This is a genomic window from Nocardia sp. NBC_00508 (assembly GCF_036346875.1).
Classification (GTDB): domain Bacteria; phylum Actinomycetota; class Actinomycetes; order Mycobacteriales; family Mycobacteriaceae; genus Nocardia.
Map to the genome: position 1 here is coordinate 6252384 of NZ_CP107852.1, position 20604 is coordinate 6272987.

19 protein-coding genes are annotated in these 20604 nt (G+C 67.8%); 9 read left to right on the forward strand and 10 right to left on the reverse strand.

Annotation, left to right across the window (positions count from 1 at the left end):
• Positions 1-11: 11 nt before the first annotated feature.
• From OHA40_RS28155 to mptB, 10 genes are all read right to left on the reverse strand, one after another.
• Entirely contained in the window at positions 12-4385 is a 4374-nt protein-coding gene (locus OHA40_RS28155) for a HAMP domain-containing protein (RefSeq protein ID WP_330229865.1), read from the reverse strand.
• Between the two features lie 54 nt (positions 4386-4439).
• A complete protein-coding gene (locus OHA40_RS28160) occupies positions 4440-4859 on the reverse strand; it encodes a response regulator (RefSeq protein WP_330229866.1) in 420 nt (139 codons plus the stop codon).
• Positions 4860-4939: 80 nt separating this feature from the next.
• Complete coding sequence (locus tag OHA40_RS28165) at positions 4940-5179, reverse strand: hypothetical protein (protein ID WP_330229867.1); 240 nt, start codon at positions 5177-5179, stop codon at positions 4940-4942.
• 22 nt (positions 5180-5201) lie between these two features.
• A complete protein-coding gene (locus tag OHA40_RS28170) occupies positions 5202-6080 on the reverse strand; it encodes a universal stress protein (protein ID WP_330229868.1) in 879 nt (292 codons plus the stop codon).
• 188 nt (positions 6081-6268) lie between these two features.
• Positions 6269-7252, reverse strand: a complete 984-nt coding sequence (gene pip, locus OHA40_RS28175; protein ID WP_330229869.1) for a prolyl aminopeptidase — start codon at positions 7250-7252, stop codon at positions 6269-6271.
• A 28-nt stretch (positions 7253-7280) separates the two neighbouring features.
• Entirely contained in the window at positions 7281-8255 is a 975-nt protein-coding gene (locus OHA40_RS28180) for a COX15/CtaA family protein (protein WP_330229870.1), read from the reverse strand.
• 68 nt (positions 8256-8323) lie between these two features.
• Positions 8324-9115, reverse strand: a complete 792-nt coding sequence (locus tag OHA40_RS28185) for an ABC transporter permease (RefSeq protein ID WP_330229871.1) — start codon at positions 9113-9115, stop codon at positions 8324-8326.
• Entirely contained in the window at positions 9112-10044 is a 933-nt protein-coding gene (locus tag OHA40_RS28190; protein WP_330229872.1) for an ABC transporter ATP-binding protein, read from the reverse strand. Before OHA40_RS28190 ends, OHA40_RS28185 begins: the two co-directional genes overlap by 4 nt.
• 73 nt (positions 10045-10117) lie before the next feature.
• On the reverse strand, positions 10118-10276 hold the full coding sequence (locus OHA40_RS28195; RefSeq protein ID WP_330229873.1) for a hypothetical protein: 159 nt from the start codon (positions 10274-10276) through the stop codon (positions 10118-10120).
• Positions 10273-11955 carry a polyprenol phosphomannose-dependent alpha 1,6 mannosyltransferase MptB gene (mptB, locus tag OHA40_RS28200; RefSeq protein WP_330229874.1) on the reverse strand — a complete coding sequence of 561 codons (1683 nt, stop codon included), beginning with the start codon at positions 11953-11955 and terminating at the stop codon, positions 10273-10275. The genes OHA40_RS28195 and mptB overlap by 4 nt, the downstream gene beginning before the upstream one ends.
• Before the next feature lie 94 nt (positions 11956-12049).
• On the opposite strand from mptB, the gene OHA40_RS28205 reads away from it, so the two are divergent.
• From OHA40_RS28205 to OHA40_RS28245, 9 genes are all read left to right on the forward strand, one after another.
• Positions 12050-12772 (forward strand): TetR/AcrR family transcriptional regulator, encoded by a 723-nt coding sequence (locus OHA40_RS28205; protein ID WP_330229875.1) that lies wholly within the window; start codon positions 12050-12052, stop codon positions 12770-12772.
• Between the two features lie 27 nt (positions 12773-12799).
• Positions 12800-13819 (forward strand): alcohol dehydrogenase catalytic domain-containing protein, encoded by a 1020-nt coding sequence (locus OHA40_RS28210; RefSeq protein WP_330229876.1) that lies wholly within the window; start codon positions 12800-12802, stop codon positions 13817-13819.
• Positions 13820-14127: 308 nt separating this feature from the next.
• Positions 14128-14931 (forward strand): helix-turn-helix transcriptional regulator, encoded by an 804-nt coding sequence (locus OHA40_RS28215; RefSeq protein WP_442943833.1) that lies wholly within the window; start codon positions 14128-14130, stop codon positions 14929-14931.
• Complete coding sequence (sufB, locus tag OHA40_RS28220) at positions 14928-16364, forward strand: Fe-S cluster assembly protein SufB (RefSeq protein WP_330229878.1); 1437 nt, start codon at positions 14928-14930, stop codon at positions 16362-16364. Before OHA40_RS28215 ends, sufB begins: the two co-directional genes overlap by 4 nt.
• Entirely contained in the window at positions 16364-17542 is a 1179-nt protein-coding gene (sufD, locus tag OHA40_RS28225; RefSeq protein WP_330229879.1) for a Fe-S cluster assembly protein SufD, read from the forward strand. The genes sufB and sufD overlap by 1 nt, the downstream gene beginning before the upstream one ends.
• Positions 17543-17579: 37 nt before the next feature.
• Entirely contained in the window at positions 17580-18398 is an 819-nt protein-coding gene (sufC, locus tag OHA40_RS28230) for a Fe-S cluster assembly ATPase SufC (protein WP_330229880.1), read from the forward strand.
• A 1-nt stretch (position 18399) separates the two neighbouring features.
• Positions 18400-19653 (forward strand): cysteine desulfurase, encoded by a 1254-nt coding sequence (locus OHA40_RS28235; protein ID WP_330229881.1) that lies wholly within the window; start codon positions 18400-18402, stop codon positions 19651-19653.
• Positions 19654-19656: 3 nt separating this feature from the next.
• Positions 19657-20124 carry a Fe-S cluster assembly sulfur transfer protein SufU gene (gene sufU / locus OHA40_RS28240; RefSeq protein ID WP_330229882.1) on the forward strand — a complete coding sequence of 156 codons (468 nt, stop codon included), beginning with the start codon at positions 19657-19659 and terminating at the stop codon, positions 20122-20124.
• 28 nt (positions 20125-20152) lie between these two features.
• Positions 20153-20524: a metal-sulfur cluster assembly factor gene (locus OHA40_RS28245; protein WP_330229883.1), complete on the forward strand. Its 372-nt coding sequence runs from the start codon at positions 20153-20155 to the stop codon at positions 20522-20524.
• The last annotated feature ends 80 nt before the right edge of the window (positions 20525-20604 follow it).

Consider the following 20604-nt stretch of genomic DNA (forward strand, 5'->3'; position numbering starts at 1 on the left):
TATCGCATGCGCTACCAGATCTGGTGCGGCACCGGCTGGTCCGCGTCGTGTAACCAGCGGTCGATGCAGTTCAGGAGTTCGTCGGGGTCGACGGGTTTGGTGATGTAGTCGCTGGCACCGGATGCCAGGCTCTTCTCGCGATCGCCTGCCATGGCCTTCGCGGTGACCATGATGATCGGGAGGCGGTCGAAGCGGGGCATCTGCCGTATCGCCGCGGTCGTGGCGTATCCGTCCATCTCCGGCATCATCACGTCCATCACGATCACGTCGACGTCCGGGTTGGCCTGCAACGTCTCGATGCCCTTGCGTCCGTTGGGCGCGTGGTCCACGGACATCCCGTTCAGTTCCAGTACTCCGGCGATCGCCAGGACATTGCGCGCATCGTCGTCGATGATCAGGACCTTGCGTCCCTCCAGCCTGAGCTGCCCGGTCCGCTCGACCGGTGTTTCGAGCTGCGTGCGGTGAGGATGGGTCAGCAGCAGAACGAACCGTTCGCGGAACTCGTCAGGCGAAGTCAGCAGTTCGACCTGATGGTTGCGGGCATCCGCCTCGGTAAGCCGTTCCTGGTCCCGAGCCGGCTCCTGGACCGGATGAGCAAGCAGCGGAATACTTCTCGGTCGAGTGCCCTCGCACAGCGCGCCGAGGAACTCCGGCGCGGCCACGCCCGGCAGGCTCGCGTCCAGCAAGACGCATCGATACCGACAGGTGGGCAACATCTCGAGTGCCTTGTCGGGGGTACCGACGGACTCGATGTGGACCGGTCCCGCGGTGTCCGCGAGTGCCCCGACGACCTCCCGAACGAGCCCGGTCAGTGGCCTGTTGTCCTGGTTTTCCACGACGAGCACCGAACGATCCGAAGGCTTCGACCGAGTCCGCGTCTCGGCGGTCACGTCCGGTTGCGGCGCCACCGGCAGGTAGAGCGTGAAGGTGCTGCCGACACCGAGCCGGCTTTCGGCCTGGAGCTCGCCACCGAGCAGATTCGCCACCTGCTTGCTGATCGACAGGCCGAGTCCGGTGCCGCCGTAGCGCCTGCTGGTCGTGCCGTCCGCCTGCTGGAACGCGGTGAAGATGGTCTCCAAGTTCTGCTCGGCGATACCGATCCCGGTGTCGCTGACGGAGAACGCAATGTGGTCGTCCAGCCGCCGCACCCGGAGCCGGATAGTGCCTTTCTCGGTGAACTTGACCGCGTTGGACAGCAAGTTGCGCAGCACCTGGCGCAGCCGCTGCTCATCGGTGTTGAGGTGGGCGGGAACGTCCGGTTCGACATCGACGTCGAACACGAGGCCCTTCTGGCTGATGAGTGGCCGGAACGTGGTCTGCACGTACTCCAGCAACTGCCGCAGCGGAACGAGCTCCCGTTGGATGTCCATCTTCCCCGCCTCGACCTTGGACAGGTCGAGAATGTCATCGATCAGTTGCTGCAGATCCTTGCCCGCGGACTGGATCACGCTGGCGAACTCGACCTGCTTCGCGGTCAGATTCCGGGTCGTGTTCTGGGCCAGAATGCCCGCCAGGATGAGCAGGCTGGTCAACGGCGTGCGCAGCTCGTGCGACATGTTCGCGAGGAATTCCGACTTGTACTTCGACGCCAGTGCGAGCTGTTGAGCTCGTTCCTCGATCTCCCGCCGGGCCTGTTCGATTTCGAAGTTCTTCATTTCGATATCGCGGTTCTGGCGGACGAGCAATTCTGCCTTTTCTTCCAGCGCCGCATTGGACTGTTGCAGTTCACCCGCGAGTCGCTGCGATTCCTCTAGCAGAGAGTCGGTGCGCACGTTGGCCATGATCGTGTTGACGTTCACGCCGATGCTTTCCATCAGCTGTTCGAGAAAGTCTTTCTGGACCATCGTGAACCGGCTGAACGAGGCCAACTCGATCACGCCGAGCACCTGATCCTCGAACACTATCGGCAGCACGATCAGGTTGGCCGGCCGCGCGGCACCGAGACCCGAGCAGATCTGGACGTAGTCCGGCGGCGTCTGGTCGACCACGATCGCCGTTTTGCTCAACGCCACCTGGCCGACCAGCGACTGGCCGAGGTCGAACGCGGTCTCGTCTTCATTGCGCCCGTAGCCCGCGATCAGCCGCAACTGGACGCGTGTGCCTTCCGACTCCATGAAGAAGAACGCGCCGTATTGGGCGCCGACGAGCGGGGTGACCTGGTTCATGATCAGCTGGGCGACAGCGCTGAGATCCCGGTGTCCCTGCAGGCGCCCGGATATCCGGGCCAAGTTGGTATTGAGCCATGCCTGCTCTTCGTTGGTGAGCGTGGTTTCGCGCAGCGACTGCACCATCGCGTTGATGTTGTTCTTGAGCTCGGCGACCTCACCCTGCGCCTCGACGGCAATCGACCGGGTGAGGTCTCCGGTGGCCACCGCGCTGGTGACCTCGGCGATGGCACGCACCTGACGGGTGAGATTGCCGGCCAGCTCGTTGACGTTCTCGGTCAGACGCTTCCATGTGCCGGAGACGCCCTCGACCTCGGCCTGTCCGCCGAGCCGGCCGTCCTTGCCCACCTCGCGTGCAACCCTGGTCACTTCGGCCGCGAACGCCGACAACGTGTCGACCATGGTGTTGATGGTGGTTTTGAGCTCCAGGATCTCGCCGCGAGCATCGACGTCGATCTTCTGCGACAGGTTGCCGCGCGCCACCGCCGTGGTGACCTGGGCGATGGAGCGGACCTGGCTGGTCAGGTTGCCCGCCATCGAATTCACATTGTCGGTGAGGCTCTTCCAGGTGCCCGCGACATTGGGCACGCGCGCCTGCCCGCCGAGCATGCCTTCGGTGCCGACCTCCCGCGCGACGCGGGTGACCTCGTCGGCGAACGAGGACAGGGTGTCGACCATCGTGTTGATGGTCTGCGCCAGCGCGGCGACCTCGCCTTTGGCTTCGACGGTGATCTTCTGCGACAGGTCCCCGCGGGCCACCGCACTGGCGACCTGGGCGATGGAACGCACCTGGTCGGTGAGGTTGTCGGCCATGACGTTGACGGATTCGGTCAGCCCTTTCCAGGTGCCGGATACGCCTTTCACGTCGGCTTGGCCGCCGAGTCGTCCTTCGGTACCGACCTCGCGCGCGACGCGGGTGACCTCGTCGGCGAACGAGGACAAGGTATCGATCGTCGTGTTGATGGTGTCTTTCAGTTCCAGAATTTCGCCTCGGGCGTCCACCCGGATTTTCTGCGACAGGTCCCCGCGGGCCACCGCGGTGGTGACCTGGGCGATGGAACGCACCTGGTCGGTGAGGTTGTCGGCCATGACGTTGACGGATTCGGTCAGCCCTTTCCAGGTGCCGGATACGCCTTTCACGTCGGCTTGGCCGCCGAGTCGTCCTTCGGTACCGACCTCGCGCGCGACGCGGGTGACCTCGTCGGCGAACGAGGACAAAGTGTCCACCATCGTATTGATGGTGTCTTTCACTTCCAGAATCTCGCCTCGGGCGTCCACCTGGATCTTCTGCGACAGATCGCCGCGGGCCACCGCGGTGGCGACCTGGGCGATCGAACGCACCTGGTCGGTGAGGTTGTCGGCCATGAAATTCACCGACTCCGTCAGGCCCTTCCAGGTGCCCGAGACTCCCACCACCTGGGCTTGGCCGCCGAGCTGCCCTTCCGTGCCGACTTCGCGGGCCACGCGGGTGACCTCGTCGGCGAACGAGGACAAAGTGTCCACCATCGTGTTGATCGTCGACTTCAGCTCCAGGATCTCGCCCCGGGCGTCCACCTGGATCTTCTGCGACAGGTCGCCCTTCGCCACCGCGGTGGTCACCTCCGCGATCGACCGGACCTGCGCCGTCAGATTGCCCGCCATGATGTTCACCGATTCGGTGAGGTCCCGCCACGTCCCCGACACCCCGGGGACCTGCGCCTGGCCGCCCAGCCGCCCCTCATTGCCCACCTCCCTGGCCACCCGGGTCACCTCGTCGGCGAACGACGAGAGCTGATCCACCATCGTGTTGATGGTGTTCTTCAGCTCCAGCAACTCCCCTTTGACATCCACGGTGATCTTCTGCGACAGGTCGCCCTGCGCCACCGCGGTGGCCACCCCGGCGATGTCGCGGACCTGCGAGGTGAGGTTGTCCGCCATCGCGTTCACCGAGTCGGTCAGATCCTTCCAGGTGCCCGACACCCCGGGAACCGAAGCCTGGCCGCCGAGTTTGCCCTCGGTGCCCACCTCCCTGGCGACGCGGGTGACCTCGGTGGTGAACAGCGAGAGCTGGTCGACCATGCCGTTGAAGACGGTGGCGATCTCGTCCAGCAGCGGGTCACCGACCTCGGGCAGATACCGCCGGAAGTCGCCGGCGCGTACTGCCTTGAGCCCGTCCAGCAAGGGCTGCAGACGGTCGTCGTTGCTGCTGACCCCATCGACGGTCGCGATGTCCTGGACCATCGTGTACCTACCTACTCTTCGCCTCTGCGGCCGGTCGATGTCCGAGGTCGACGATCAATGTCCGAGGTCGACGTCGAAGCAATCCATTCCGGCGGCGACCCGCCGGATGGCGTCCAGTAGGTCGTCGAACATTCCGGTCTTGAGCACCAGGCCGGCGCCACCCGCCGCGATCACCCGATCGACCATGGCCTGGTTCGCGTCCCCGGTGAAGACCAGCACTCTGGTCTCCGGGGACACCGTGCGCAGCCGCCCGATCGCATCGATCCCGTCGCCATCGGGCAGTCGACGGTCGAGCAGGATCACGTGCGGGCGGTATCGGCTTGCGGCGCCGATCGTGTCCGCGACCGACCTCGCTATTTCGATGACCTCGATGTCGTCGACGAGTTCGAAGGCGGAGTCCAGCGCCGTCACCACCATCGGGTGATCTTCCGCCACCAGCAGCCGCGTATGCCCAGGGCTGACATCAGCCGGCATGGACGTCAGTTTACGTCGACGCTGGTCAATTGCTGAGTGCTTTCGACGAGTTGTACCGCAAGACCTCCGCACTCGCCGGATCAGGCGTCGCCGGAGTGATTTCGCAGCTGCCCGACACCCCAGTGCACCAGCCACGTGGCGAGGGCGAGGTAGAGGAAACCGGCGGCGAGCACCATGATGCCGTAATCGACAGCCCAGCCGGGAATTCTGACCACCGTGGCGAGCGCGGTGACTATCATCGCCAGGCCCAATACCAGCGCGATCGGCGCGAGCGGTGCCAGGTCCGTGTCCCGGTTGTTCGGGGATGATTGGTCGGACATACGGTGGAGCTCCTCTCGCGTTCTACCTTTCCCGGCAGATGACGACCGGGTTGGGCGCGTGGTGCAGCAGGTTCTGGCTGGTCGATCCGACCAGGAGTCCGGTGAGACGGTTGTGCCCGCGACTGCCGGTCAGCACCAGCTGCGCGGTCTCGGCGAATTCGAGCAACGCCTGCGCGGGCGTGTTCTTCCGGATCACTTTGGTGACGGTGACGTCCGGGTACTTCTCGCTCCATCCGGCCAAGCGCTCGGACAGCAGTTCCTCCTCCTGCTGGGCCAGCGTCTCCCAGGCGTCGGGCACCGGAGTCCACTGCAGCAGGTCGGGGTCGTTCCAGGCGTGCAACGCGATCACCTCGACCTCCAGGGCCGCCGCCAGCTCGAACGCCTCGGCGACCGCGGCGGTGCTGCTGAGACTGCCGTCCACGCCGACCAGCACCGGCCGCCCGTCCGGCAGCGGCCGGTCGACGCTGCCCCGCCATACCGTCACCGGGCATGCCGCCTTGTTCGCGACCGTGAGCGCGGTGGATCCCAGGAGCAGCGTGCTGAGCCGGTCACCGAGGTTCGCGGCGACGACGATCATGCGTGCGACCGCGCTGTGCTCGATCAGTCTGCGTGCGGGCATGCCGTCTTCGACCAGCTGGCGGATCTCCACCTCTGGCTGATCGGCGCGCACGGTCTCGAACGCCTCGTCGAGCTTGTTCTTCGCCGCCGCGCGGAGTTCGGGCACCAGATTGATCTCCGTCGACGAGGTCAGCGGGTAGTCGAGGGTGGGAGCGACACCGAGCAACACGAGTGGGGCATGCTGACGCTTCGCGACGGCCCCGGCCCAGCGCGCGGCCGCCAGGGCGGTGGCGGTGCCGTCGATTCCGACGACGATCGACTGCCGGTCGGCGAGCGTGCTCATCTGTTCTCCCGTCGATAGCTGCGACGTGGCTCTTTCACAGTCGCAGCCACTCGCCTGCCCGCAACGGGGTCAGCGGGCACTGATGCTAGGGACCAAAGACCTCATCTCCGGACCACCCGGCGTTCCGCCGGGAAGGGATTCCTCACCCCGGAGCCGATGGCCTCGCGGTACCGCGCCGCTGTCGAGCCCTAGCGGGCGAACCGGTCGATCGCCTGCAGGACGGCGGTGCGCATCGCTGGGCTGCCTGTATGCCCGGAATCCTCGATGACCTGCAGTTCGGCGTCCGGCCACGCCTCGGCCAGCTGCCAGGCGGTGTACAGCGGGCCACTCAGGTCGAGTCTGCCGTGGATCAGCACGCCGGGGATGCCCGCGAGCCGGTGTGCGTCACGCAGTAGCTGCCCGTCCTCCAGCCACGCGGCGTTGGCGAAGTAGTGCGTGCAGATCCGCACGAAGGCCAGTCGCGCCGCATCCGGCTTGGCGCTGTATTGCCCTGGGCTGCCGAGGTTTTCGTGGGCGATCACGGCGTCTTCCCAGGTGCACCAGCGCCGCGCCGCCAGCGCCCGCGTCGCCGGGTCGGGGCTTTCCATCAGCCTGCGATAGGCGTCGACGAGATCGCCGTCGCGGTCGCCGAGCGGAACGCCGGCGCGGAACAGCGCCCACTGCTCGGGCAGCAGCCTCGCCACGCCGCGATAGAGCCAGTCGATCTCTTCGGGCCTGGTCATCGTCACCCCGACCAGCACGATCTCGCTGACCCGCTCCGGATGGCGCTGGGCGTAGGCGAGGATCAGCGTGGAACCCCAGGAACCGCCGAACAGCAGCCACCGATCAATCCCGAGGTGCTCGCGCAGCCGTTCCATATCGGCGATCAGATGGTCGGTGGTGTTGTCCGCCAGCCCGACCGTGGGATCGGAGGCGTGCGGCAGGCTTTCCCCGCAGCCGCGTTGATCGAACAGGACGATCCGATAGATCTCCGGGTCGAACGACTTCCGCGCGCCTCGCCGTCCTCCGCCGCCGGGGCCGCCGTGCACGACCAGCGCCGGTTTGCCGGTGGGATTACCGCTGGTCTCCCAGTAGATCCGCTGGCCGTCGCCGACGTCGAGCAGCCCGTGGGCGTACGGCTCGAGGTCGGGAAACGGCTGGGGCGCTCCGGGTTCCGGGTCGGGCGGGGACACGAACGACCACGCTACCGGCGCGCCTCGCTCAGGCTGCGTGTGTCGCCGGGTCGGGCGTCGGCGCGGCGACCCGCTCCCTGGTGCGCAGCGCGGCCCAGAGCGCCGCGGTCCCGGCGGTGCAGGCCGCGGCCCCGCCCACATGCACGACGACCAGAGCCGCGGGCACATCGGTGAAATACTGCACGACGCCGACCAGCGCCTGCGAGCAGACCAAGCCGAGCAGCACCAGCAGCCGGGTGCGAACCGCGGGCGTGATGCCGACGGCGAACAGGCCGAACGCCAGGCCGACCAGCAGCGCGAGATATCCGACCAGCAGTTGCGAGTGCAGGTGCACCAGCGTGACGATCTCGACTTCGAGCCGCGCGACGGGACGCTCGATGCTCTTGTCGCCCGCGTGCGGACCCGCCGCGGTCACCAGCGTGCCCGCGATCAAGACCGCGCCGAGCGCGACGCCGGTGAATCCGGTGAGCCAGCGCAGCGGCGCGGGCGCCTGCACGGTGTCGATGCCGTCATCGGGTTCGCCGATCTTCGCGTACAGCACCACGGCGAGCCAGACCATCACCATGGACGCGAGCAGGTGCGTCGCGACGGTCCACCACAGCAGTCCGGTGCGCACGGTGATGCCGCCGATGATCGCCTGCACGACGGTGCCGCCGGGCATCAGCCACGCGTACGCCAGCACCTCGCGGCGACGGCGCGCCCGCGTCACCGCGAGCACGATCAGCCCGGCGCACAGCGAGACGACGAAGGTGAGCAGCCGATTGGAGAACTCCACGGCCTGGTGGATGGCCGGAACCTCGGACACCGCGACCGGCGTGAAGCTGCCCGGGAAGCACTGCGGCCAGGTCGGGCAACCGAGACCGGATGCGGTGACCCGCACGACAGCGCCGGTGACCGAGATACCCGCCTGGGAGAGGATCACCGCGACTGCGATCAGGCGCTGCACCCGCAGCGAGGGCAGCGGCAGCTTGTCGACGAGTCGCAGGAACGCGCGATACAGCACGTCGAAAATGGTAGCCCGGCCGGATCCCGCAGCCGCACCCGGTCTACTACATTCCGTCGTTGGATGGCTCAGTGAAAGCGGAACAGGCGGGTCGCCAGGACCCCGGACACCGCGCCCCACCCCGCGAGCACGGCCAAGCCGAACCAGTCGACGCTGTTGCCCATCGCGTCCTCCAAGGCGACCGCCAGCGCGCCCGAGGGCACCAGCCGGGCCAGCACGTTCACCGCGGTCGGCAGGTCGTCGGCGGCGAACACGGTGCTGGCGACGCCGAGCATCACGAACCACAGGATGTTCGCCAGCGCGAGCACCACCTCGGCCTTGAGGGTGCCGCCGAGCAGCAGGCCCATCGCAGCGAACGTGGCGGTGCCGAGCGCGATCACCGCGGCGCCGAGCAGCAGCCCCACGGGTTCGGGTCGCCAGCCCAGCGCGAGGCCGATCACGCCGAGCAGGATCGCCTGCAACACGACGACGATGAGCACGGCCGCGCTCTTGCCCGTGATGACGCCCCAGCGCGGCAGCGCCGTCGCGCCGAGCCGCTTGAGCGCGCCGTAACGGCGGTCGAACCCGACCGCGATGGCCTGTCCGGTGAACGCGGTGGACATGACGGCCACCATCATCACGGCGGGCACGATCGTGTCGACCCGATGTGCGCCGAGGTCGCCGAACGGCAGCAGGCTCAGGCCGATCAGCAGGGTGATCGGAATGAACATGGTCAGCAGCAGTTGTTCGCCGTTGCGCAGCAATAGGATCAGCTCGATCCGAGTCTGCGCGAGCATCATCGCCGCGCGGGAACTCGGCCGCGGGCCAGGGGTGAAGGTGCCGGGCGCGAAGCGGTTGGCGGCCGAATCGTGCGTGCTCATCCGCGGAGATCCCGTCCGGTCAGTTCCAGGAAGACGTCCTCGAGACGGCGCTGATCGATCCGGATGTCGGTGGCCAGCACGTTCATTCGCGCGCACCACGCGGTGACGGTCGCGAGCACCTGCGGATTGATCTCGCCCTCCACCAGATACGTGCCCGGCGCGGTCTCCCTGGGCGCGAAGCCTTCCGGCAACGCCGTCTTCAGCAGGTCCAAGTTCAGTTTGGGCGGCGCGCAGAACCGCAGCTGCCCGGCTGCCCCGTGCGCGGTGACCTCGGCGGGGGTGCCGGAGGCGACGATGCGGCCGTGGTCGATGATCACCAACTGGTCGGCGAGTTGCTCGGCCTCGTCCATCATGTGCGTGGTGAGCACGACGGTGACGCCGTCCCGGCGCAGGGCGTCGATCAGCTCCCAGACCATCAGCCTGGCCTGAGCGTCCAGGCCCGCGGTGGGTTCGTCCAGGAACACGATCTCTGGCTTGCCCACCAGCGCACAGGCCAGCGCGAGCCGCTGCTGCTGGCCGCCGGAGAGACGGCGGTAGGGAGTGCGCCGGTTGTCCTGGAGGCCGAGCGTGCGAAGCAGCCAGTCGGGGTCGAGCGGATCGGCGGAGTAGGCGGCCACCAAGTCGAGCATCTCGCCCGCCCGCGCACCCGGATACGCACCGCCGCCTTGGAGCATGACGCCGATACGGGGGCGAAGCCGTTCGGAATCGGCGATCGGATCCAGCCCGAGCACCCGCACCGCACCCGCGTCCGGCGCGGTGAATCCCTCGCACATCTCCACCGTCGTGGTCTTGCCCGCACCGTTCGGTCCGAGCAGCGCGAGCACCTGCGCGGATTCGACCTCGAACGTCAGGCCGTCCACCGCCGTCGTCTCGCCGTAACGCTTGACAACACCGTCGACGCTGACGGCGGATCCGGACGCTGCGGTCATGACTCCGCCTCGTCGGCGCTCGGCTGCGTGGCGCCCGTTGGTGCTGCGTTGATGGCTCCCTCGCTGCGCTCGGTCACGACTCCACCTCGCTGGCGCTCGGCTGCGTCGCGCCCGTTGGTGCTGTGTCGATGGCTCCCTCGCTGCGCTCGGTCACGACTCCACCTCGCTGGCGCTCGGCTGCGTCGCGCCCGTTGGTGCTGCGTTCGATTGTTCCCTCGCTGCGCTCGGTCACGGTCTCACACCGTAAGAGGTGGGCACCTGTGACGGAGCCGACACCCCCGTCTGCCCACGCCAGGGCAGCGTGTTTCGCGTGATGACGATGAACAGCACGCCGACGATCACAGTGGCGATGGCGGCGCCCACGATCTGGAACACCTCGAGGTTGGCGCCGCGCGGCATCAGGATCACGCTCACGACCGCCGAGAAGGCCACCGCCGGAACGCGGAACACCGGCCGGGTGGCCCACGCGGCCATCGGCACGATCGCCCACAGCAGATACCACGGCTGCACCACCGGGAACAGCAGCACGATGGCGCCCAGCGCCACGCCGAGCGCGCCCACCGCGTGCAGCCGCCCCGTGCCGGTGGCCACCAGCATGCGCACCGTGAAGAAACCCGCGACCAGCGCCGCGATCGGCCGGGTGATGCTCAGCAGCGCGGTGGTGTGGTCGCCGAGCCCGAGCAGCACGCCGCCGAATCCGGTGATGATGCCGAGCACCGTCGGCAGCGACATCCAGCTGCGGACCACGCTCGCGGTGTTCAGGGTGTAGATCCAGCCGAAGCCGAGTCCGCTCACCGAACTGATGAAAAGTGTTGTGCCGATGGCGATCGCGCCGAGCATGGCGGCCGCGATGGCGATGGTGCGCAACGAGGCGCCCCAGCGCCGGGCCAGCGCCATGCCGACGAAGCCGAGCGCGATGATCGAGGTGAATTTGACCGACGAGGACAGCGTGATGATGACCGCCCCGCTGATCAGCCAGGCGTAGGCGCGGCCGTCGAACGGGTGGGTGTCCTCGATGGCGCGCAGGCAGAACTCCAGGCCCGCCAGCATCAACCCGAGCATCAGCGCGTCGTTGTGCACGCCGCCGACCAGGTGGAACAGCACCAGCGGGTTGGCCGCGCCGAGCCACAGCGCGCTCACCGGCGCGACGCCGCAGCGCACCGACAGCCGCGGCAGCGCCCAGACGATCAGCGCGACGCCGCCCAGCGCCAGCATCCGGTGCACCCACACGCCCGCGATGATGTTGTCGCCGGTGAGTTCGGCGATGCCGCGGCCGATCCAGAGGAAGAGCGGACCGTAGGGCGCGGGAGTATCGCGCCAGATGGTCGGCACATTGTTGGTGAGGACGTTGTCGATCCCGAGTCCCGCGACCGGACCCTCCTCATAAGGATCGATGCCGCGCGCGGCGATCTCGCTCTGCGCCAGATACGAGTACACGTCGTTGCTGAACAGCGGCGGGGCCACGCTGAGCGGGATGATCCACAGCAACAGCGTGCGGTCCAGCTGTGAGCGGGTCAGCCGGTGGAGGGGTGAGCCGCCGATGCCGCCGACCGCGAACCGGCCGAGCAGAAGCCAGGCCAGCACCACCACGAGGGTGCCGGTCATGCACATGGCCAGTGAGCCGGTGTGCGCACGGGCGAAGATGCCGAGCACGCGGACTCCAGAGGTGGGGTTCTGGTGCACCGGTTGCGCGCCGATGCCCAGCGCGCTGATCGCCATCAGCACCGTGCCGGTCGCGCCCATCAGGCGGATCCGGTCCAGCTGCGCCAGCTCTTTGCGGTCGAGGCCGGGCACTTCCGATTCGTCACTGTGCAGTGCCGCGATCGTGTGATCGGGTGTCGGCACGTCGAGTCCGAGTGCCCGGCGCCCGAACGCCAGTGTCCTGCGCCGCGCGCCCTCCAGTACCGCCACGGGACGAAGCCTAGTTCGGGTTGCGGTCGCCCATCGCGCACGGGCACCGCTCGCTCCGATCGGACCCGTCCGGTTCGCGGGGCACAATCGACCCATGGTTTCGGAGTCCAGGCGGCGAATCGAGGTCGCCGCGTGCGGGCTGCTGGCGCGGCACGGGTATCACGGGTTCGGGCTGAAGGCGTTGAGCGAAGCGGCGGAACTGCCCTACGGTTCGATCTACCATCACTTCCCCGGAGGCAAGGAGGAGATCGCGGTCGCCGCGATCACCGGCACCGGGGTACTGACCGGACGGATGATCCGGCAGGCGCCGAACGACGTGTTCGCGACCATGGCGACGCTGTTCGAATACATGGTCGCCAAGCTCGCGGACTCGGACTGGACCGACGGGTGCCCGATCGGCACGCCCGCCCTGGACGGTGGCAGCGACGTCGAGGCGGTGCGTTCGGCCTGCGTGACCGCCTTCGACACGATGGAGCAGGCTTTCGCCGCTCTGCTCGTCGAACTCGGCCTCGGCGAGGAAGAAGCGGCCTCGTTGGCCACTACGGTGGTCGCCGCATATGAGGGTGCGACGATTCTGGCCCGTCTCAGGCAATCGGACGCGCCGTTGCGGACCATGGCGGTATCGATGGAGCGGCTCATCCGGTCGGCGTTCGCGTCGGTGGGCGCCGGAGGCGTCGGTGCTGGCGCGGCGGCGGGCCGCGAGGCGGCCGCCGGAACCGAGCCCGACGTCGCCGGCCCGGAGGTCGCGGATGCATCGGCCGGAAATATTCCGGAAAGGCCGGTGGAGCAGGGCGATCGCAAGCGAACCATTGACTAGAAAGAACGTTCTAGCGACACTCGGACGATGAAGCGTCTGATGCTGGCCGGTCCCGGTGAAATGCGCTGGGAAGAACATCCCGAACCCGAGCTGAGCAGGCCCGACCAGGCGCTGGTGCGGCCGGTCGCGCTGGCTACCTGCGACATCGACCCCTCCGTCCTGCGCGGCACGTTCCCACTGGCCGGGCCCTACCCGTTCGGGCACGAGGGGGTCGCAGAGGTTGTCGCGGTCGGCCCGGAGGTCCGCAGTGTCGTCGTAGGCGATCTCGTAGTGGTGCCGTTCCAGATTTCGTGCGGCAGCTGTCGGGCGTGCACGCGGGGCCGGAGCGGGAACTGCCGCAGCCATCCGCGGCTGTCCACCTTCGGGCTCGGCGCCATGGGCGGGCTCGGATGGGGCGGGCTGTGGGCCGACCTGACGCTGGTGCCGCACGCCGACGCCATGCTCGTCGCGCTGCCGCCGGGTGTCGATCCGGTCGCGGTCGCCAGCGCCAGCGACAACATTCCGGACGCCTACCGCTCGGTCGGGCCGCAACTGGCCGACGACCCGGGCGCCGAAGTCCTGGTGATCGGCGGCCCCGCTGCGTCGTCGATCGGCCTGTACGCCGCAGGGCTCGGTGTCGCCCTCGGCTCCGCCCGCGTCGTTTATCTCGACTACTCCGTCGAGCGACTGGAGATCGCGAAATCCTTGGGCGCGGAGGCGGTCGAGGGACCACCGGATGCTCGAGTCGGCCGGTTCTCGATCATCGTGGAGGCGGCGGGCGGGGCGAAGGCGCTGCGCGCGGCGATCGATGCGACCGCCTACGACGGCTGGTGCACCAGCGTCAGTGTCCAGTTGCAGGATGTCGCGCTGCCGATTCTGGGCATGTACAACCGCTGCTGCACCTTCCACACCGGCCGCGCGCACGTTCGACCCATCATTCCCGCCGTTCTCGATCTGGTCGCCGCGGGCCGCTTCGATCCGTCGCTCGTCACCACCGCCACGGCCGCGTGGGACGACGCCGTCGACGCACTGCTGGAGACCCCTATGAAGCTGGTCGCGGTGCGTTGAGCGTCACCCTGTGACGAATCGCACTCCGCTCGCTCACCGAAGCCGGACAGCCGGGTGGATCGGGCCCGCTGAGCGCTATGACCGGTCGGCGATGGGCGAGCGCTCGCCGACCGGGTTCGTCCAGCGTTACCTATCCGCAGGTCAGCCGGGTGGAGGCCCGCGCAGGCCGCGCGTTTGCGGCCGGTCGGCACCCGTCCCGCACCGCTCCGAAGGACGCTCGTCGCCGCCCGATTCGCGCAGGTCAGCCAGGGCGAGAACTCAGGGGACCCTTATTAGATTTCGGGAACGAATTCCGCCACACTTATGTTGTGAAAACCGTGGGTTTGCGGAGAGACGACGCGGGAGCCGATCGCGGCGCCGGGTCTGTTGCTGCGCCAGCGGCGGCCGGCGGTGAGGGACATACCCGAGCGGCCATCGTCCAGCTGCTGCTGGAAGAAGGGCCGATCACCGCGACTGCCATCGGGAACCGGCTCGGCCTGGCCCCAGCGGGCGTGCGCAGGCACCTGGACGCCCTGATCGACGCCGGTCAGGCACGAGCCAGCCGATCGGCGCCGTGGCAGCACAAGGGACGTGGCCGCCCGGCTAAGCAGTACCAGCTGACGGCGGCGGGCCGGGGCAAACTCGGCCACGCCTACGACGATCTCGCGGGGGCAGCCATGCGGCAGCTCGGCAAGATCGGCGGCGAACAAGCCATCACCGAGTTCGCCCGCCAACGGGCACGCACTATCGTGGCCGGGATCGAACCGGTCGCGGAGCACACCCCGGAGCAGACCGAGGCCAAGGCCGAGGAGATCGCCGAGGCGTTCACCGACGCCGGTTTCGCCGCCACCACCCGCAAGGTGGGCGCGGGCGTGCAGATCTGCCAGCACCACTGCCCGGTCTCGCACGTGGCCGAGGAGTTCCCGCAGTTGTGCGCGGCCGAACTCGAGGCGTTCCGTGAGCTGCTCGGTACGCACGTGCAGCGGCTGGCGACGATCGCCAACGGCGACTGCGCGTGCACCACGCACGTGCCGCTGGTGGTTCCACCGATAGCCCAGGCCAAGACTTCAGCACAAACCGCTGCACAGCCCGCAGCGGTACGAACGAACGACTCCGGAAGGAGTGCCGAATGACGACGACCACCGACCAGGTGCAACCGCTCACTCAGGAAGAGGCCATCGCGTCCCTGGGCAATTACGGTTACGGCTGGGCCGATTCGGATGTGGCCGGTGCCAGCGCGCAACGAGGTCTGTCCGAGGCGGTTGTCCGCGACATCTCGGCGAAGAAGAACGAGCCCGAATGGATGCTCGCCCAGCGGCTCAAGGCGCTGCGCATCTTCGATCGCAAGCCGATGCCGATCTGGGGCTCCAACCTCGATGGCATCGATTTCGACAACATCAAGTACTTCGTGCGCTCGACCGAGAAGCAGGCCGCGTCCTGGGACGAGCTGCCCGAGGACATCAAGAACACCTACGACAAGCTGGGCATCCCGGAGGCGGAGAAGCAGCGGCTGGTCGCCGGTGTTGCCGCGCAATACGAGTCCGAGGTCGTCTACCACCAGATCCGCGAGGACCTGGAGGCCCAGGGCGTGATCTTCCTGGACACCGACACCGGCCTCAAGGAGCACCCGGAGATCTTCCAGCAGTATTTCGGCTCGGTGATCCCCGCCGGTGACAACAAGTTCTCGGCGCTGAACACTGCGGTCTGGTCGGGTGGCTCGTTCATCTACGTGCCGCCGGGCGTGCAGGTCGACATCCCGCTGCAGGCCTACTTCCGGATCAATACCGAGAACATGGGCCAGTTCGAGCGGACCCTGATCATCGTCGACGAGGGCGCCTACGTGCACTACGTCGAGGGCTGCACCGCGCCGATCTACAAGTCGGACTCGCTGCACTCCGCGGTGGTGGAGATCATCGTGAAGAAGGGCGGCCGCTGCCGCTACACCACCATCCAGAACTGGTCGAACAACGTCTACAACCTGGTCACCAAGCGGGCCAAGGCCGAGGCGGGCGCGACCATGGAGTGGATCGACGGCAACATCGGCTCCAAGGTCACCATGAAGTACCCGGCGGTCTGGATGACCGGCGAGTACGCCAAGGGCGAGGTGCTCTCGGTGGCGTTCGCCGGCGAAGGCCAGCACCAGGACACCGGTGCGAAGATGCTGCACCTCGCGCCGCACACCTCCTCGACCATCGTGTCGAAGTCGGTGGCGCGCGGCGGCGGCCGGGCCTCCTACCGCGGCCTGGTCCAGGTGAACAAGGGTGCGCACGGCTCGAGGTCCACGGTGAAGTGCGACGCGCTGCTGGTCGACACGATCAGCCGCTCCGACACCTACCCTTACGTCGACATCCGTGAGGACGACGTGACCATGGGCCACGAGGCGACCGTCTCCAAGGTCTCCGAGGACCAGCTGTTCTATCTGATGAGCCGCGGCCTCACCGAGGACGAGGCGATGGCGATGGTGGTGCGCGGCTTCGTCGAGCCGATCGCCAAGGAACTGCCGATGGAATACGCGCTGGAGCTGAACCGCCTGATCGAACTGCAGATGGAAGGAGCCGTCGGCTGATGGCAGTCGAGAACGTTGCCGAAGCCGCTGAGGCTCGTACTCCCGCGGTCAACAAGGGCGAGGTGTTCACCTCGTTCGACGTGGACGCCTTCGAGGTGCCCTCCGCCAAGGACGAGACGTGGCGATTCACGCCGTTGCGCCGTCTGCGCGGGCTACAGGACGGCACCGCGGTCCGCGACGGCCGCGCGGCCGTCGAGGTCGCGGTGGTCGACGGCGTCACGGTGGAGACGGTCGACCGCGCCGACGCCCGGCTGGGCGAGGGCGGCGTCCCGTCGGATCGCGTTGCCGCGCAAGCCTACTCGGGCTTCGAACAGGCCACCGTCGTGTCGGTCGGCAAAGAGATCGAGGTCGCCGAGCCGGTGACCGTCACGATCACCGGCCCCGGCGAGGGCAAGACCGCCTACGGTCATCTGCAGATCCGCTTGGACCGCTTCGCCAAGGCCACGGTGGTCATCGATCAGCGCGGCAGCGGAACCTACGCCGAGAACGTGGAATTCGTGCTCGGCGACTCCGCCAGGCTGACCGTCGTCGCGGTCCAGGACTGGGCCGACGATGCCGTCCACGCGACCGCGCACCATGCCATGCTCGGCCGCGACGCGACTCTGCGGCACACCTCCGTCACCCTCGGCGGCGACTTGGTGCGGCTGACCGGCAACGTCCGCTACGACGGCCCCGGCGGTGACGCCGAACTGCTCGGCCTCTACTTCGCCGACGCGGGCCAGCACTTCGAACAGCGCCTGCTCGTCGACCACGCGGTACCGAACTGCAAGTCGAACGTGATGTACAAGGGTGCGCTGCAAGGTGATCCGCACTCGCCCAAGGGCGATGCCCGCACCGTATGGGTCGGCGACGTGCTCATCCGCGCCGCGGCCGAGGGCACCGACACCTTCGAGGTGAACCGCAACCTGGTGCTCACCGATGGCGCGCGCGCCGACTCGGTGCCGAACCTGGAGATCGAGACCGGTGAGATCGTCGGAGCGGGACACGCGTCCGCGACCGGCCGGTTCGATGACGAGCAGCTGTTCTACCTGCGCGCCCGCGGCATCCCGGAGGACGCCGCCCGCCGCCTGGTGGTGCGCGGTTTCTTCCACGAGATCATCCAGAAGATCGCGGTCCCCGAGGTCCGGGAGCGGCTGGAGTCGGCCATCGAGGCCGAACTCGCCGCCATCGGCGCATGATGAACCAGACCTTCTACAGCTAAGGAATTCGAATTCGATGACCACCCTGGAAATCAAGGACCTGCACGTCGAGGTCGCCAACCCCGACGAGACCGGCGAGCCCATCAAGATCCTCAAAGGCGTGAACCTCACGGTGAGTTCCGGTGAGACGCACGCGATCATGGGCCCGAACGGCTCCGGCAAGTCGACGCTGTCCTACGCGATCGCCGGTCACCCGAAGTACACGGTGACCTCCGGCTCGATCACGCTCGACGGTGAAGACGTGCTGGAGATGTCGGTCGACGAGCGCGCGCGCGCGGGCCTGTTCCTCGCCATGCAGTACCCGGTCGAGGTTCCCGGCGTATCGATGTCGAACTTCCTGCGCACCGCCGCCACCGCCGTCCGCGGCGAGGCCCCCAAGCTGCGGCACTGGGTCAAGGAGGTGAAGGAGTCGATGAGCGAGCTGGACATCGACGCCGCCTTCGCCGACCGCAGCGTGAACGAGGGCTTCTCCGGCGGTGAGAAGAAGCGCCACGAGATCCTGCAGCTCGGCCTGCTCAAGCCGAAGATCGCGATCCTGGACGAGACCGACTCCGGCCTGGACGTCGACGCGCTGCGCATCGTCTCCGAGGGCGTCAACCGGTACAAGGAGCGCGAGGACGGCGGCGTCCTGCTGATCACGCACTACACCCGCATCCTGCGCTACATCCAGCCGGAGTTCGTGCACGTCTTCGTCGGCGGCCGCATCGTCGCCGAGGGTGGCGCCGAACTCGCCGAGGAACTCGACGCCAACGGCTACGTACGTTTCACGCAAAGCTCACCCACCCCGTCGGCTTCGCCGACTGCCGTCCCCCAGTCTGCTACCGCTGGAGCCTGATATGACCGCTACGGTCCGCACCCTCGACGTCGCCCGCATCCGGGCCGACTTCCCGATCCTGAGCCGCACGGTCCGGGACGGGAAACCGTTGGTGTACCTGGACTCCGGTGCGACCGCGCAGCGGCCGATCGGGGTGCTCGAGGCCGAACGCGACTTCCTGATCACCAGCAACTCGGCGGTACACCGCGGCGCGCATCAGCTGGCCGAGGAGGCGACCGACGCCTATGAGGGCGCGCGCGCCGATATCGCGCGGTTCGTCGGCGTCGACGCAGGCGAGATCGTGTTCACCAAGAACGCCACCGAGTCGCTGAACCTGGTGACCTACGCGTTCGCCGACGACCGGTTCCCGTACCACGTCGGACCGGGCGACGAGATCGTCATCACCGAGCTCGAGCACCACGCGAATCTCGTGCCCTGGCAGGAGCTGGCCCGCCGCACCGGCGCGACGCTGAAGTGGTACGGCGTCACCGACGACGGCCGCATCGACCTCGACTCGCTGGAATTGTCGCCCGCCACGAAGGTGGTCGCGTTCACCCACCAGTCCAATGTCACCGGCGCCGTCGCCCCCGTCGCGGAGCTGGTGCGCCGGGCGAAGAACGTCGGCGCGCTGGTGGTGCTCGACGCCTGCCAGTCGGTGCCGCACACGACGGTGGACCTCCGCGAACTCGGCGTCGATTTCGCCGCGTTCTCCGGTCACAAGATGCTCGGCCCCTCCGGCGTCGGCGTGCTCTACGGCCGCCGCGCGCTGCTGGAGGAGACGCCGCCGTTCATCACCGGCGGGTCCATGATCGAGACGGTGTTCATGGACCACAGCACCTACGCCCCGCCGCCGCAGCGGTTCGAGGCGGGCGTGCCGATGACCTCGCAGGTGGTCGGATTGGGCGCGGCCGTACGCTATCTCGAACAGATCGGGATGGATGCCGTTGCGGCGCATGAGCATACGTTGGTCAGTGCGGCGCTGGAGGGGCTGGAGGGGATCGACGGCGTGCGGATCATCGGACCCACCGAGAACATCGACCGCGGCGGGGCGGTGTCGTTCCTGGTCGACGGCATCCACGCCCATGATGTCGGGCAGATTCTGGACGACGAGGGCGTCGCCATCCGCGTGGGCCACCACTGCGCATGGCCGCTACACCGGCGCTTCGGCATCGCCGCCACCGCCCGCGCCTCGTTCGCGGTCTACAACACCCTCGCCGAGGTGGACGCGCTGGTCGCCGCCGTGCGGAAGGCCCAGAGCTTCTTCGGGGTTGCATAAGACATGCGCATGGAGCAGATGTACCAGGAAGTGATCCTGGACCACTACAAGCACCCGCATGGCCGCGGACTGCGGGAGCCGTACGGTGCCGAGGTACACCACGTGAACCCGACCTGCGGCGACGAGGTGACCCTGCGCGTTCAGCTGGACGACAACGGCGACGTCGCGGACGTCTCCTATGACGGGCAGGGCTGCTCGATCAGCCAGGCCGCCACCTCGATCCTCACCGATCAGGTCGTCGGGCTCCCGGTGCAGCAGGCGCTGAAGGTGGTCGACTCCTATAGCGAGATGATCTCCAGCCGCGGCACGATCGAAGGTGACGAAGACGTGATCGGCGACGGCATCGCCCTTGCCGGGGTGTCGAAGTATCCCGCACGGGTGAAGTGCGCGCTGCTCGGGTGGATGGCGTTCAAGGACGCCGTTCTGCGCATCGGCCCCGAGCAGCCCGCCGCCACCGCAGAAGAGAAGTGAAGCGTCCGATGGGAAACGGGGAAGCGTCATGAGTGACACACCGGCCACCGACACGACCGAGCAGGCCGAGCTGTCCGCCGAGGACATCAAGCTGCTCGAGGACATCGAAGAGGCGATGCGCGATGTCGTCGACCCGGAACTCGGCATCAACGTCGTGGACCTGGGCCTGGTCTACGGGCTGCGCATCGATGAGGACAACATCGCCGTCCTCGACATGACGCTGACCTCCGCGGCCTGCCCGCTGACCGATGTCATCGAGGACCAGTCGCGCAACGCGCTGGTGCGCAGCGGGCTGGTGGAGGACCTGAAGATCAACTGGGTCTGGATCCCGCCGTGGGGTCCGGACAAGATCACCGAGGACGGTCGCGAGCAGCTGCGCGCCCTCGGTTTCACGGTGTAGACCAGCCAGAACCGGCAGTAGCCGCCGGGACCGGCGCTCCGCAGAGAGTGCCGGCCCGGCGGCTTCGTCATCTCCACCGT

What these genes read in the sequence shown, in the direction of transcription:
- OHA40_RS28165 (WP_330229867.1), bottom strand. Translation starts at nt 5,179, where the DNA reads ATGTCCGACCAATCATCCCCGAACAACCGGGACACGGACCTGGCACCG.
- OHA40_RS28245 (WP_330229883.1), top strand. Translation starts at nt 20,153, where the DNA reads ATGAGTGACACACCGGCCACCGACACGACCGAGCAGGCCGAGCTGTCC.
- sufU (WP_330229882.1), top strand. Translation starts at nt 19,657, where the DNA reads ATGCGCATGGAGCAGATGTACCAGGAAGTGATCCTGGACCACTACAAG.
- OHA40_RS28190 (WP_330229872.1), bottom strand. Translation starts at nt 10,044, where the DNA reads ATGACCGCAGCGTCCGGATCCGCCGTCAGCGTCGACGGTGTTGTCAAG.
- OHA40_RS28235 (WP_330229881.1), top strand. Translation starts at nt 18,400, where the DNA reads ATGACCGCTACGGTCCGCACCCTCGACGTCGCCCGCATCCGGGCCGAC.
- OHA40_RS28210 (WP_330229876.1), top strand. Translation starts at nt 12,800, where the DNA reads ATGAAGCGTCTGATGCTGGCCGGTCCCGGTGAAATGCGCTGGGAAGAA.
- OHA40_RS28155 (WP_330229865.1), bottom strand. Translation starts at nt 4,385, where the DNA reads ATGGTCCAGGACATCGCGACCGTCGATGGGGTCAGCAGCAACGACGAC.
- sufC (WP_330229880.1), top strand. Translation starts at nt 17,580, where the DNA reads ATGACCACCCTGGAAATCAAGGACCTGCACGTCGAGGTCGCCAACCCC.
- sufB (WP_330229878.1), top strand. Translation starts at nt 14,928, where the DNA reads ATGACGACGACCACCGACCAGGTGCAACCGCTCACTCAGGAAGAGGCC.
- OHA40_RS28160 (WP_330229866.1), bottom strand. Translation starts at nt 4,859, where the DNA reads ATGCCGGCTGATGTCAGCCCTGGGCATACGCGGCTGCTGGTGGCGGAA.
- sufD (WP_330229879.1), top strand. Translation starts at nt 16,364, where the DNA reads ATGGCAGTCGAGAACGTTGCCGAAGCCGCTGAGGCTCGTACTCCCGCG.
- OHA40_RS28170 (WP_330229868.1), bottom strand. Translation starts at nt 6,080, where the DNA reads ATGAGCACGCTCGCCGACCGGCAGTCGATCGTCGTCGGAATCGACGGC.
- OHA40_RS28185 (WP_330229871.1), bottom strand. Translation starts at nt 9,115, where the DNA reads ATGAGCACGCACGATTCGGCCGCCAACCGCTTCGCGCCCGGCACCTTC.
- OHA40_RS28205 (WP_330229875.1), top strand. Translation starts at nt 12,050, where the DNA reads ATGGTTTCGGAGTCCAGGCGGCGAATCGAGGTCGCCGCGTGCGGGCTG.